Below are 13,042 nucleotides of genomic sequence, written 5' to 3' on the forward strand. Positions count from 1 at the left end.
GCCCGGCGACCGTGTTACCGCAACTGGGTGCTACCGGCAAGCGAAACGGGTGATCGTCGGCCGTCGGCGGGATCCGCTCGGCGGTCCAGACCTTTTAGTCGTCGGCCGAGTAGAGGGGAGCGATGAGCGACGAGGTCGAACGAACCGACCGGCGACGCGCTTCGGATCGGGAACCGAGACTCGAGGCGCCGGATCAGGGGTCCGCGTTTCGCGGGCCGGTCGGGTCGACTGACGGTCGCACCCGCTCGCACGACCACCTCGCGCTGCTCTACGAGAGCCGCGACGAGCAGTTCGACGCCGTGATTCCGTTCGTCCGGCGTGGACTCGAGGACGGCGAGCGGTGTCTGTACCTCGCCGACGAGACCGGCCGGGACGAGATCTGCGACGCGCTTCGCGACGCCGGCGTCGACGTCGACGAGGCGCTGGAATCCGACGCGCTGGTGCTCTCCGACGCCGAAGACGCCTATCTGCGGGACGGCTCGTTCGATCTCGAGGCGTCGCTGGAGCTGCTCGAGACGTTCGTCGCGGAGTCGACCGTCGATTTCGAGGGGGCGCGGGTGACCGCCGAGGAGACGTGGCTGTTGCGAGCGATCGAGGACGCCGACGAGTTCGTGGCGCTGGAAGCGCGGATGAACGACCGTCTCCGCGGCGAGAACTGTACCCTTCTCTGTCAGTACGACCGCGAGCGGTTCCCCGCGCCCGTCCTCGAAGACGTCATCAAGACGCACCCCTATCTCGTCTCCGGCGGGACGGTTTCGGAGAATTTCTACTACACGCCCCCCGAGACGTTCTTCGACGGCGAGAAGCCGGCGGCGACGGTCGACCGGATGATCCGGACCGTACACGAGCGCACCGACGCGAAGACGGCGGTCCGCGAGCACCGGACCTACCTCCGCGAACTCTACGAGACGACGGCCGACGCCGATCTCTCCTTCGAAGAACGGGTCGAGCGACTGCTGGAACTGGGCTGCGAGCGGTTCGACCTCAGGGGCGGCGCGCTGGCTCACCTCCCGACCTGGGACGACAACTTCCGGGCGGAAGTGACGGTCGGCCCCGACATGGGCGACCTCGAGGGGGAGTTACCGATCCAGCCCACCGACGGGAACTTCTGCCGGAAGGCCATCGACTGGGACGAGCCGACCGCCGTTCCCGACGTCGTCGCCGCCGGCTGGGACGACGACCCCGTCTTCGAGGAGTTCGGTTTCGCGACCTACTTCGGCATCCGCGTCACCGCCGGCACCGAACCCTACGGCACGTTCTGGTTCTACGATACGGAGCCGCGCGACCGGCCGTTTACCGACGCCGAGCGGACGTTCCTCGAGTTGATGGGCCAGTGGATCAGCACCGAACTCGAGCGCCGCCGGCGCGAGGAGTTTCTCCGCACGAGCTACGAGATCACGTCGGATCCCGACCTCGCCTTCGCGGAGAAGATCGAGCGACTGCTCGAGCACGGCCGCGAGTGGTTCGGCTGCGACGTCGGCTACTTCACCGCCGTCGAGGCCGAGACCGATCGCTTCGAGATCGTCGAGGCGGTCGGCTCCCACGACCGGATCCGGACGGGCGGCGGTGGTTCGCTGTCGGGAACGTACTGCAAGAAGGTCGTCGACGCGGGCGAATCGCTGGGCGTCCACGACGCCGCCGACGCGGGCTGGGAGGGCGATCCCGCCTACGACACGTACGGGCTCGACGCCTTCCTCGGGACGACGCTGGAGGTCGACGGCGAACAGTACGGAACGCTGTGTTTCGGATCGGAAACGCCCCGAGAGGGGCCGTTCTCCGAGACGGAGTACACGTTCATCGACCTCATCAGCCAGTGGGTCAGCACCGAACTCGAGCGCCGGCGGGACGAGCGAACCCAGCGGGAACTGTACGAGATCACCGCCGATCCGGACCGATCGTTCGACCAGCAGCTCCAGGCGGTCCTGGACCTGGGCTGTGAGCGGTTCGACATGGAACTGGGCGGGGTCGCGATGGTCGACCCGGCGGCCGATCGGTTCGAGGTCGAGACCACGAACGGCGATCACGAGTACCTCACGCCGGGCGAGCCGTACCCCCTCTCCCAGACGTACTGCGAGGCGCCAATCGACGAGGAGGGAACCCGTACGATCACCGATCCCGTCGAGACGGGATTCGACGGCAAACTGTGCTACGAGCGCTTCGGCGTCCGGGCGTATCTCGGCACCCACCTCGAGATCGAGGGGAGCCCCGACCGGACCTTCTGGTTCGTCTCGACCGAGCCCCGCGAGGAGTTCTCGGAGGCCGAACGCACGTTACACCACCTGATGGGACAGTGGGTGAAGTACGAACTCGACCGCCGGCAGTACGAACGGGACTTAGAGGAGACGGTCGATCGGCTCCAACAGTCCAACGATCGGCTCAAGCAGTTCGCCTACGCCGCCTCCCACGACCTCCAGGAGCCCCTGCGGATGGTCTCGAGCTACCTGCAACTGCTCGAGAACCGGTACAAGGACGACCTCGACGGCGAGGCCCGGGAGTTCATCGACTTCGCGGTCGACGGCGCCGACCGCATGCGCGAGATGATCGACGATCTGCTGGCCTTCTCGCGGGTCGAACACGCCGACGGCGAGTTCGAGCCGGTCGACTGTACCGAAGTGTTGGATCGCGTCCAGGACGACCTGCAGCTACGGATCGCGGAGAACGACGTCGAGATCCTCGTCGACTCGCTGCCGACGGTCCGCGCCGACGGCGACCAACTCGAGCAACTGTTCAGCAACCTCGTTTCGAACGGGATCAAGTACAACGAGAGCGCGGTCCCCCGGGTCGAGGTGAGCGCCGCGGACCGGGACGACCGCTGGGAGTTCGCGGTCGCCGACAACGGAATCGGCATCGATCCGGAGAAGACCGATCGCATCTTCGAGGTGTTCAAGCGCCTCCACCACGACGACGAGTATCCGGGCACCGGGATCGGCCTCTCGCTGTGCCAGGAGATCGCCGACAATCACGGCGGCGATATCCGCGTCGAGTCCGAACCCGGCGCGGGGTCGACGTTCTACATCACGCTCCCGAAACGGAACCTCGAGTGAAGCGACGCCGATCGGTCGGCGAAACGGGAGCAATCGGGGGTCAGGGGACGAACGCGACGAGCGATTCGTCCCGCGACACGTCACGGCGCTCGAACGGAGCGGACCGCTCGCATCGCCGCGCTCATGGCGATGAGCGCGACCACGGCGATCGCGATCCACTGGCCGGTCTGGGTCGCGAGCGCGGCGGCGGTCATGCCGAGGAGGTCGATGCCGAACGCTCGACTCAGCGCGTACAGGACGACGGCGAGACCGACGACGGCGACGACGGTCTGCAGGACGGTCGACAGCAGCCATCGCCCTGGTGGGGGTGCGGTCTCACCCGGTCGCGTCGATCGATCGCCACCTCGGGATCGGTCGCCATCGGGCTGTCGTGACATGGGGTATCACCCGTTTCGTCGTAGCCCGGCGTCGGCATTTATTATCCGGAGCATACCACGATACGGGTGAGGGATCGGTCGGCGTCAGGTCCAGCGATCCAACCCCGTCTGCGTGACGCTCTCCTCGATGCGCTCGAAGCCGCGCTCGACCTCGTCTTCCGCGACGCGCCACTCCTCGCAGACGAACTCGCGGGCGGCCTCGAGGTCCGGATCGAGGTCGGTGTCGAACTCGTAGTCGTCGGTCACGTCGGGGTCGCGGAACAGCTGTCTGACCCGATCGCCGTACTCGATGTGGGCGCCTCGCTCTTCGAGGACGCTCCAGAGGTCGCCGTGCTCGGTGATGGCTTTGATAGCGGTCTTCGGGCCGATCCCCGAGACGCCCTCGTTGAAGTCCGTCCCGATGAGGATCGCCGCGTCGATTAGCTGTTCTAGGGTGAGGTCGTGGTGCTCGAGGGTCGCCTCGAGATCCATCAGTTCGGGATCGCCCTTGCTCGTCAGTTGGCGCAGCGTGAGCGGGGAGCCGAACAGCAGGGCGTCGTAGTCCTCCGACCCCACGTAGTCGGCGTCGCCGCGGCGAACCATGTGGGCCGCCTGAGCCTCCCCCTCCGCGGGCGCCTCGACGATCGGCACGTCGAGCCGTCGGAGCAGTTCGCGGCTGGTCTCCTGGATCGTCGGCGTCAGCCGCTGGGTTCGGGACTCGAGTTGCGCGACGGCGACCTGATCGCCCTCCTCGCGGGCGACCTCGAGTTGCTCCTCGTAGGTGCGACGCTGGTCGCGGCGGGACTCGATCTCGTCTTCCTTGAGCTCGGAGGGGCCGCCGTCGAAGACCATCACCGGCGTGATGTCGTTCTCGAAGAACTTGGGCAGCCCCTGGACGATGCCGACGAGGTTGGCGACCTCGGTGCCGTCGGACGTCGTGTACACGTCGCTGTCCGTCCACTTGACCGTCGTCGTCAGATAGCGGTAGAGCCAGTTGTGAGCGTCGACGGCGACGACGCCCTCGATCTCGGAGAAGGGGAGCTCCTCGATGACGGCGATGTCGCGGAGTGCTGCGTTTCCCATTACCGATCCCTTGGGAGGACTGGGATTTGTATCATTGGCTTCCGAGCGACCCGCCGTTCGGTTCCGACCGGCGGGCGTCGGTCCGATCGCGGCGCTTCGGACTACCGCGTCGCGCTGTGGGGATCGCGGCCGCGTCCCCTCGTCGCGAATCGATCGCGGTCCGCGATAATCTTTTCACTCTCGCCCTCATCTCTTCGGTCGACATACCGAATTCGGATCTCGACGACATCCGGTCCCGAAGCCGGGGGATTCCGATTATCAGACCGGATGCTCAGGGGGTAATCCATGAGTAAACATCTATCAGACCACACCATCCAGCGGCCGTCATCTGATTTCGAGGGCAGGTTCGACTCCTCGCGGTCGACGTTCGATATCCGCGGTCCAATCGACCCGAACGAGGACCACGAACACACCGATCACTTCGCGCTCATTTACGAGGACCGCGCCGAGCAGTTCGACGCGGCCGTCCCGTTCATCGAAGAGGGACTCGAGCGCGGCGAGCGGTGCGTCTACGTCGCCGACGACAACACCGTCGACGAGGTGCTCGCGGCGATGCGATCCCGCGGCGTCGACGTCGACGCGGCGCTCGAGTCGGGGGCGCTGTCGGTACACACGGAAGCGGAGACCTATCGACGGACCGGCGAGTTCGATCGCGATGCGATGCTTTCGTTCTGGGAGGAGACGCTCGCCGACGCGACCGACGACGAGTTCACGGGGCTCAGAGCCGCCGCGGAAATGACGTGGGCGCTCGAGGCCGACGACACGGGGTTCGACGACCTCTGCGAGTACGAGGAGCTGCTCAACCCGCTCTACAACGACGACGACTACGCCGTCCTCTGTCAGTACAACCGCGACCGATTCCCCGCGGAGATTCTCCACGACGTCCTCAAGACCCATCCGTTTCTCGTCCACGACGACACCACCGTCTGTCAGAACTTCTACTACACGCCCCCCGAGGAGTACTTCGGTCCCGATCGGCCGTCGCAGGAACTCGACCGGAAGCTGGCGACGCTGGTCGATCGGACCGACGCGCGGACGACGATCGAGACCCACGAGCGCTACCAGCGGGAACTGTACGAGATCATCGCCACGCCGCACGCGTCCTTCGACGAGAAGATCGCGGGACTGCTGGAACTGGGCCGCGAGCGACTCGGCCTCGAGATCGGCTACTTCACGGAGACCCTCGACGAGAACACGTTCGAGATCGTGGACGCGGTCGGCGCACACGAGAACATCCGTCCGGGAGTCACCGATTCGCTCTCCGAGACGTACTGCGAGAAGCTCCTCGCGTCGCCCGGACGCATCGCCGTGCGGGACGCGGCCGAGGCGGGCTGGACCGACGACCCCGCCTACGAGCGGTTCGGACTGGACGCCTACTTCGGGACGACGATCCACGTCGGCGGCGAGACGTACGGGACGTTATGTTTCGGCTCCGAGACGACCCGGGAGGCGCCGTACACGGACGCCGAACGGACGTTCCTCGATCTGATGGGGCAGTTAGTGGAGTACGAACTCGAGCGACAGCGCCGCGAGCGGTTCCTCCGGGAGAGCTCCCAGATCACGTCCGATCCGAACCTCGACTTCGAGGAGAAGCTACAGGCGCTGTTCGAACTGGGCTGTGAGCAGTTCGGCCTCGAACTCGGGGCGATGGCCAAGGTCGATTCCGACGACGACCGGTTCGAGGTCGAGTACGTGAGCGATACGTACGACGGCTTCGAACCCGGGCTCGAGCTTCCCCTGTCCGAGACCTACTGCGCCACGGTCGCCGGATGCGGCACCGTCGGAAGCGTGGACGATCCCGTCGAGGCCGGCTACGACGACCTCTACGTCTACCGGGAGCTCGACATGAAGACGTACCTCGGGACGTACATCGAAGTCGAGGGGGACGTCGACCGAACGTTCTTCTTCGTCTCCGAGGAGCCCCACGACGGCGAGTTCTCGGACGACGAACGGACCTTCCAGCGGTTGCTCGGGCAATGGGTGAAGTACGAACTCCAGCGCCGGCAGCGGGAGGCGTTCCTCCAGGAGAGCTACCGGATCACGGCCGACCCCGACCGCGACTTCGACGAGAAGCTCGAGGAGCTGCTCGAACTGGGTCGGGAGTGGTTCGGCCTCGAGATGGGCGGGCTGAACCACCTCCCGGCGCGGGGCGGCGAGTTCCGTCTGGAGAAGGGGATCGGCCTCGGCGTCGACGACGACGACGAGCTGTGGTCCGATCCGGGGTACGGATGCTTCTGTCGGCGGACGATCGAAGCCGACGACCCCGTCGCGATGACGGACGTCCACGGCACCGACTGGCAGGACGACGCGATCCACCGGGAGTTCGGACTGACGAGCTACCTCGGAACGCGGGTGACGAACGGATCGACGCCGTACGGGACGTTCTGGTTCGGGAGTACGGACCCCCGCGATCGGCCGTTCTCCGAGACCGAGCGGACGTTCATCGAGTTACTGGGCCAGTGGATCAGCTACGAACTCGAGCGCGAACAGCGGGAACACCACCAGCAGACGCTGAGTCGGATCGCCGCCGATCCCGGTCGATCCTTCGAGGCGAAGCTGGGAGATCTGTTCGAACTGGGCTGCGAACGGTTCGACCTCGAGATGGGCGGACTGGCGAAGATCGATCCGGCGTCCGACTCGTTTACGGTGCAAGCGATACACGGCGATCACGAGCAGCTACGGCCCGGCGCGGAGGCGCCGCTGTCGGAGACGTACTGCCGGGCCACGGTCGACGACGAGACGGTCGCCGACATCACCGATCCCGAGCGGGCCGGGTTCGGCGACAGCATCGCCTACGAGGAGTTCGGCGTCGAGACGTACCTCGGCACGCGGATCGAACTCGAGAACGAGCCCGATCGGACGTTCTTCTTCGTCTCGACGGACGCCCGCGACCGGGAGTTCACGCAGGCCGAGCGGACGTTCCTCCACCTCATGTCCCAGTGGATCGCGTACGAACTCGAGCGAACCCAGCGGGAACGGGCCCTCGAGGAGTCCAACGAGCGCCTGGAGCAGTTCGCGTACGCCGCCTCCCACGACCTCCAGGAGCCCCTGCGGATGGTCACCAGCTACCTCCAGTTGCTCGAGAACCGCTACGGCGACGCGTTCGACGAGGACGGCGAGGAGTTCCTCGACTTCGCGGTCGACGGCGCCGACCGCATGCGCGAGATGATCGACGGCCTGCTCGAGTACTCCCGCGTCGAAACGCAGGGCGACCCGTTCGAACCCGTCGACCTGAACGCCCTGCTCGAGGACGTACGCGAGGACTTGCAGATCCAGATCGAGGAGACCGACGCGACGATCGCGACCGACGGACTCCCCCGCGTGTCGGGCGACGCCAGCCAGTTACGGCAGGTCCTGCAGAACTTGCTCGAGAACGCGATCCAGTACAGCGACGACACCCCGCCGCGCGTTCGGATCGACGCGACCCGCCGCGGACGGGAGTGGGTGATCTCGGTCGAAGACGACGGGATCGGGATCGATCCGGACGATCAGGACCGCGTGTTCACCGTTTTCGATCGGCTCCACAGCCGCGAGGAGTACGACGGGACCGGCATCGGACTGGCGCTCTGTCAGCGGATCGTCGAGCGCCACGGCGGCGACATCTGGGTCGACTCCGAACCCGGTGAGGGCTCGACGTTCTCGTTTACGCTCCCCGCGGTTCGCGAGTGAACGACGGACCGCGTCGCACGCCGCCCACCGCGGCGCCACCCGCCGGCGAACCGCTGCGTCCGCCGCATTACGACTCGAGCGTCGGCGGTTCGCTCCCCTCTCGAGACTCGAGAAATTCCGCTTCAGCGTCGGAGAGATCCCGTTCGCGGAACTCCTCGAGGCCGGCCTGATAGCGCGCTTTCGCGTCCGGTTCGCCGTCGAAATCGCCCTCGTCGTCGACCGGCGCCGGATGCTCGAGGACCAGTTCGGCGATCCCGGTCGTCTCGCCGGTGTAGGCGAAGCCCGTCCGGTAGAGCGCCTCGTAGGCGAAGGGGTTGTTGACGGCGATCCGGAGCCGGTCGTAACCCCGCTCGAGGGCGCGGTCGCGGACGCGGGCGAGCAGTTCGGGACCGATCCCCTCGCCGCGCCGATCGCGGGCGACGGTCACGTAGCGCAGCCACAGCGTCGACGCGTCGGTGCGGTCCTCGTTGAACGCGACGGCGGCGACGATCTCGTCCTCGTCGGTTCGGGCCACCGCCTTCCCCGTGTTAGTCATGACGAACTTGCCGGCGTAGCTGAACCGCTCGTAGTCGAGTCGGAGCGTGGGGCCGTCGGGCGGCCAGCCCAGGAGGTCGTACTCCACGTCCGCCAGTTCGAGCGCCGACCACTAAGGTTCCGGCGACTGCGCCCCGAATCGGCGTTCTGGCCGCGACCGACGGCGTCCGTCACCGGGTTGCCCGCACCAACGATGGGATACGGCCTCTCGAGAACGGTCAGAAAGCGGTCCTCGAGCGTCCCCGGCGAACGCGCGGCGCGGAGCACGGTGGCGTTGCCAGTCGAACCCTTTTGCCGTCGATCCGCCTAGCCCGGATATGAGTGCCGAGTCAAACACGAATACGATCGCGACGGCCGGGCTGAGCGGCAGCATCGGCTGGCTCGTCGGCGGCGCCCTCGGCGGCGCGGTCGGCGCCGCCGCGTTCGGACTCCTGCTGTGGCTGTTCGATCCCGGAATCCTCGAGGGAACGATCCCGGCTATCTACGGCCTCGAGGCGGCCGGCCTCGTCGGCTGGCTGATTCACCTCGCACACGGCGTCGTCCTCGGACTCGCGTTCGGCCTCCTCGTCACCCGCGATCGCGTCTTCGGGGTCCTCCGGACGAACGCCGAAACCGAGGCGCTGTCCGGCGCCGGCATCGCCCTCCGACTCGTCGGCGCCGGCTTCGTCTTCGGGCTGACGGTCTGGGCGATCCTCCCGGTGCTCGTCCTGCCCGTCTGGACCGGGGCGACGGGGACCGGCGGCGCCGGCGAGTTCCCGATAGTCGGCATCGAGAGCCTCCTGGGACACCTCGTGTTCGGGACCGTTCTCGGACTCGTCTTCGCCGCAGCCGTCGACCTGCGGGGGGTCTCGACCGACCGTCGCCTCGGCGACTAACCCGCTTCTTCGATCCCAGCCGACGACTCGGGGCACCGTTCGATGGTACTGCGTTCGACTCTTCGTCGCCCGAGTCCGCGTTCATTACACACGGATTGTGTGCGGCAGATATTACCGATACAAACAGGGGAAAGAGATAACATGGCAATCCCGAGTAGCATTCACGAGCATGGATCCCGAACAGTCGCCGGCCGAGCCGACCGCGAGTCCGGATCTGCTCGACGACGCCTTTCTGGCGCTTCGCGAGCGGGATCGTCGACTCGTCCTCTACTTTCTGCTCGAGCACGAGACGGCGTCGCTGTCGGAGCTCGCCGACGTGGTCACCGCCTGGAGCCACGCGGGCGACAGTCGGGTCATCGAGCCTCGGTGTCGGAACCAGCGGTATCTGCGGTTGCGGCAGGTCCACATCCCGAAGCTGGTCGACGCCGACATCGTGACCCACGACGAGGAAACCGGTCGGGTCTCCCTCGCGTCCTGTCCCGAGCCGATCCGAGAGCTGGCGGCGCGAGCCTGCGCGGCGGAGGCCGATCCGTGAGGGGGCAACTCGGAATCGAGGCGCGAGGACGCACGACGCTGCCGCTCGAACGCCACCAATGACGCTCTCGGACTACTTCGACCGACTCGAGGCGCCCGCGCGAACGGTTACCGTCTACGCACCCCAGCCCCGCCCCGCGATCGCCGACCGGATCGAGACGGAGACGGGAGTCGACACCGTCGACTACCGCTCGCTGCCGGCTGGGGCCGCGGCCGAAGAGGGGTTTCTCGTCGTCCGCGAAGGCGCCGAGAAAACGAGCGATGAACCCGCGAGCGGCGAAGACGGCGAGTTCGTCGCCGCGATCGGACTCGCGGCCGCTCGGGAGTTTCTCGAGCCGCCGATCGTCGCCCCCTGGGCCGAGACGGACGACGGCGCTTATCGCCGCGTGATCGAGGTCTTCGAGGCGACGGTCTGGCAGGCGCTCGATCGACGACAGCTGCTCGCGATCAGCCGCGAGATCGAGACCCGCGCCTGGCGCGTCGGCAGCGGCACCCTGCGGGTCAGCTTCCAGCGAGCGGCCGCCCTCGAGGCGATGGCACCGGTGTACGTTCGCCTCGCCGGCGAGTCGACGCTGGACGTCCACGCCTACGTCGCCGACGAGTGGGATCGGCCGTCGATCCCCGGCGTGACGATCCACGCCGACGCCGGCCCGGAGATCGGGACGTTCTGGGTACTCGCTTTCGACGGCGGCGGCGACGAACTCCGGACCGGCGGCCTGATCGCCCGGGAACGAGCGGACGGGACGTTCGAAGGGTACTGGACCGACGACGCAACCCTCGTCGCGGAGCTAGAGGACGCGCTTCGGGACAGCGTGGACTGAGGGGTCGAGCCCGTCGGTGGATGGCTCGAGGCGAGACGATAGAGAGACAACGAGGGACGGCAGGGAGACGACGAGGGAACGAGAGAGGGAAGACAGGGGACGGAGCGCGTCTAGAATCGATTTCGTCACCGCCGGGTCCGCAGGACTTCGTCTTTCATCGCCGAGCAGAGCTGTTTCGCTCGCTCCGCGTCGAACTCGTCGGTCAGGTCCTCGGCGCACTCCTCCCAGGAGCCGCCGATCGACGACCAGTACTCGAGGACGCTGTCCCGGTCCCAGCCCTCCGGCAGGTCGTCCAATCCGTTGACGTCCTCGTCGACGACGTCGGTCACCGCGTCGCCGTCGGTCGATTCCGTGGCGTCGTCGTCCTCGAGATCGCTGGTCTCCAGACTCGAGGCGCGGTAGACGGCCGAGCCGACCCGCTCGAGGCCGACGACGTACGCCGGCCGGTCGTCGCCGGCCTCGACGGCCGCGTAGTCGTCCTCGCCGCCGCCCTGCGGGAACTCGACGTCGTCGGTCAGGACGGCCGCCACGACGCCGCGGCCGTCGGGAGTCGCTACCGCGTCGCCCGCCGAATATCTGGTCGCGGACTCGCTCATAGGCGACGGGTCGATCGGAAAGCGGGTAGGGACAGTGCACGGATTCGCAAGGACTCGGACGGCCGCAGCCCCGCCGAATCCACCACTGCGTCTCGACCTCGCGGTCGCCGTGGGCGTCGACCAGTTCTCCGGTCGTCGCCGGAGACGCCTGGTTCTCGAGGGCTTCGTCGACGTCACCGAGTCGATCGCGAGCAGTCAGCGCCGAGCCAGGCGAGCGAGGAGTCCGGGCCGGTTCTCGAGCATCGATCGGTCGAGGTAGAGTCGCTCGAGGCCGACGTCGCGGGCGTGGTCGATCACGGCCTCGTACTCGTCTCCGGTGATCGACCGGCCGATCTCCTCGTAGAACTCCTCTCCGTCGGCCTTGTAGTGAGGGCGGTACTGAGCCATGATATCGACGAACGTTGCCGGGGAGACCTCCTCGGCGATGAACTCCAGCACGCGCTCGGCGTTTTCGACGTGGTTGGGCATCACGAGGTGACGAACGAGCAGCCCGCCCGTCGCGAGGCCGGTGTCGTCGAGTTCCAGATCGCCGACCTGTCGGTGCATCTCCCGTAGCGACTCGGTGACGTTCGCCCAGTAGTTCGGCGCCTTCGAGTATTTCGCCGCGGCCGCGTCGTCCGACCACTTCACGTCGGGCATGTAGATGTCGACGATCCCCTCGAGTCGCTCGAGGATCTCCGCGCGCTCGTAGCCGCCGCAGTTCCAGACGATCGGCAGGTCCAGCCCCCGCTCTTTCGCGATCTTGACGGCTTCGACGAGATGCGGCGAGTGGTGGGTCGGCGAGACGAAATTGACGTTGTGACAGCCGCGAGACTCGAGCTCGAGGGCCATCTCGGCGATTTCCTCGGCCGTCGCGGGATCGCCCGCCGCCTCGTGGCTGGTCTCGAAGTTCTGGCAGAAGACGCACTTCATGTTACAGTTCGCGAGGAAGATCGTTCCGCTCCCGTTGCGACCCTTCAGACAGTCCTCCTCGCCGAAATGAGGGAAGTGCGTCGAGACGTACGCGGTGTCGTCGACCCGGCACGTTCCCTCCTGACCGTCGGTCCGATCGACGGCGCACTCGTAGGCGCAGAGATCGCAGTCGGCGTACCGCTCCCACAGGTCGGTGATACGGTCCTCGAACTCCTCGTCCGGGAGGTCGCGGTAGTTAGGCGTCGTTGCCGGAGCATCGGTACTCATACGCCGACGTTTGCCACACGATACCAAAGACCTTGACACCCGACGGAATACTCATTCGAATTTTCGAACTGGTTCGCTTCCGGTGAACGGTCGTTCGAATACGACCGGCGGGTAGTAACGCCGTGGGAACCAATCCGAGCGTTCGAGACTGGTCGGCACGGGATCGGAACGCGCTCGAGGACGACGCGGCGGTCGACGAGTCCGCCGAGGGCGCCGATCCGACCGTCGATACGGAGACGATCGACTGATCGCGGCGGCTGCCGTTAGAGCACTGCATCTCGAGCGCTATCGCAGCAAAACTGCACAGCTCGAAATTCAAGTTTGGCTATTGGATCAGAATTACTACCATAT

At 66.7% G+C, this 13,042-nt stretch carries 11 protein-coding genes; 6 read left to right on the forward strand and 5 right to left on the reverse strand.

Going from position 1 to position 13,042, the window contains the following annotated elements; all coding sequences use genetic code 11:
- Positions 1 to 122 precede the first annotated feature (122 nt).
- The gene (locus HTZ84_RS11460; protein ID WP_174680800.1) at positions 123 to 3,044 is read left to right on the forward strand and encodes an MEDS domain-containing protein; all 2,922 of its coding nucleotides are present in this window, start codon (positions 123 to 125) and stop codon (positions 3,042 to 3,044) included.
- Between the two features lie 80 nt (positions 3,045 to 3,124).
- Here the strand turns inward: HTZ84_RS11460 and HTZ84_RS11465 are convergent, their stop codons facing one another.
- Together HTZ84_RS11465 and fen are read right to left on the reverse strand one after the other, a co-directional pair.
- On the reverse strand, positions 3,125 to 3,421 hold the full coding sequence (locus HTZ84_RS11465; protein WP_174680801.1) for a hypothetical protein: 297 nt from the start codon (positions 3,419 to 3,421) through the stop codon (positions 3,125 to 3,127).
- Between the two features lie 84 nt (positions 3,422 to 3,505).
- Positions 3,506 to 4,483 carry a flap endonuclease-1 gene (gene fen, locus HTZ84_RS11470; protein WP_174680802.1) on the reverse strand — a complete coding sequence of 326 codons (978 nt, stop codon included), beginning with the start codon at positions 4,481 to 4,483 and terminating at the stop codon, positions 3,506 to 3,508.
- A gap of 285 nt (positions 4,484 to 4,768) precedes the next feature.
- Between fen and HTZ84_RS11475 the strand changes: the two genes are divergently transcribed.
- The gene (locus HTZ84_RS11475) at positions 4,769 to 8,152 is read left to right on the forward strand and encodes an MEDS domain-containing protein (RefSeq protein ID WP_174680803.1); all 3,384 of its coding nucleotides are present in this window, start codon (positions 4,769 to 4,771) and stop codon (positions 8,150 to 8,152) included.
- 67 nt (positions 8,153 to 8,219) lie between these two features.
- Here HTZ84_RS11475 and HTZ84_RS11480 read toward each other — a convergent pair whose 3' ends face one another.
- On the reverse strand, positions 8,220 to 8,774 hold the full coding sequence (locus HTZ84_RS11480) for a GNAT family N-acetyltransferase (protein WP_174680804.1): 555 nt from the start codon (positions 8,772 to 8,774) through the stop codon (positions 8,220 to 8,222).
- 229 nt (positions 8,775 to 9,003) lie between these two features.
- Here HTZ84_RS11480 and HTZ84_RS11485 point away from each other — a divergent pair, with 229 nt between their 5' ends.
- From HTZ84_RS11485 to HTZ84_RS11495, 3 genes are all read left to right on the forward strand, one after another.
- On the forward strand, positions 9,004 to 9,561 hold the full coding sequence (locus HTZ84_RS11485) for a hypothetical protein (protein ID WP_174680805.1): 558 nt from the start codon (positions 9,004 to 9,006) through the stop codon (positions 9,559 to 9,561).
- A gap of 169 nt (positions 9,562 to 9,730) precedes the next feature.
- Positions 9,731 to 10,096: a DUF7344 domain-containing protein gene (locus HTZ84_RS11490; RefSeq protein WP_174680806.1), complete on the forward strand. Its 366-nt coding sequence runs from the start codon at positions 9,731 to 9,733 to the stop codon at positions 10,094 to 10,096.
- Between the two features lie 58 nt (positions 10,097 to 10,154).
- Positions 10,155 to 10,916 (forward strand): DICT sensory domain-containing protein, encoded by a 762-nt coding sequence (locus HTZ84_RS11495; protein ID WP_174680807.1) that lies wholly within the window; start codon positions 10,155 to 10,157, stop codon positions 10,914 to 10,916.
- A gap of 125 nt (positions 10,917 to 11,041) precedes the next feature.
- On the opposite strand, the gene HTZ84_RS11500 is transcribed toward HTZ84_RS11495, so the two are convergent.
- The gene (locus tag HTZ84_RS11500) at positions 11,042 to 11,512 is read right to left on the reverse strand and encodes a hypothetical protein (RefSeq protein WP_174680808.1); all 471 of its coding nucleotides are present in this window, start codon (positions 11,510 to 11,512) and stop codon (positions 11,042 to 11,044) included.
- A gap of 195 nt (positions 11,513 to 11,707) precedes the next feature.
- Positions 11,708 to 12,691: a radical SAM protein gene (locus HTZ84_RS11505; RefSeq protein ID WP_174680809.1), complete on the reverse strand. Its 984-nt coding sequence runs from the start codon at positions 12,689 to 12,691 to the stop codon at positions 11,708 to 11,710.
- 122 nt (positions 12,692 to 12,813) lie between these two features.
- Between HTZ84_RS11505 and HTZ84_RS23040 the strand changes: the two genes are divergently transcribed.
- Entirely contained in the window at positions 12,814 to 12,939 is a 126-nt protein-coding gene (locus tag HTZ84_RS23040; protein WP_256402540.1) for a hypothetical protein, read from the forward strand.
- The last annotated feature ends 103 nt before the right edge of the window (positions 12,940 to 13,042 follow it).

The sequence above is a fragment of the Haloterrigena gelatinilytica genome (assembly GCF_013342145.1).
Classification (GTDB): Archaea; Halobacteriota; Halobacteria; order Halobacteriales; family Natrialbaceae; genus Haloterrigena; species Haloterrigena gelatinilytica.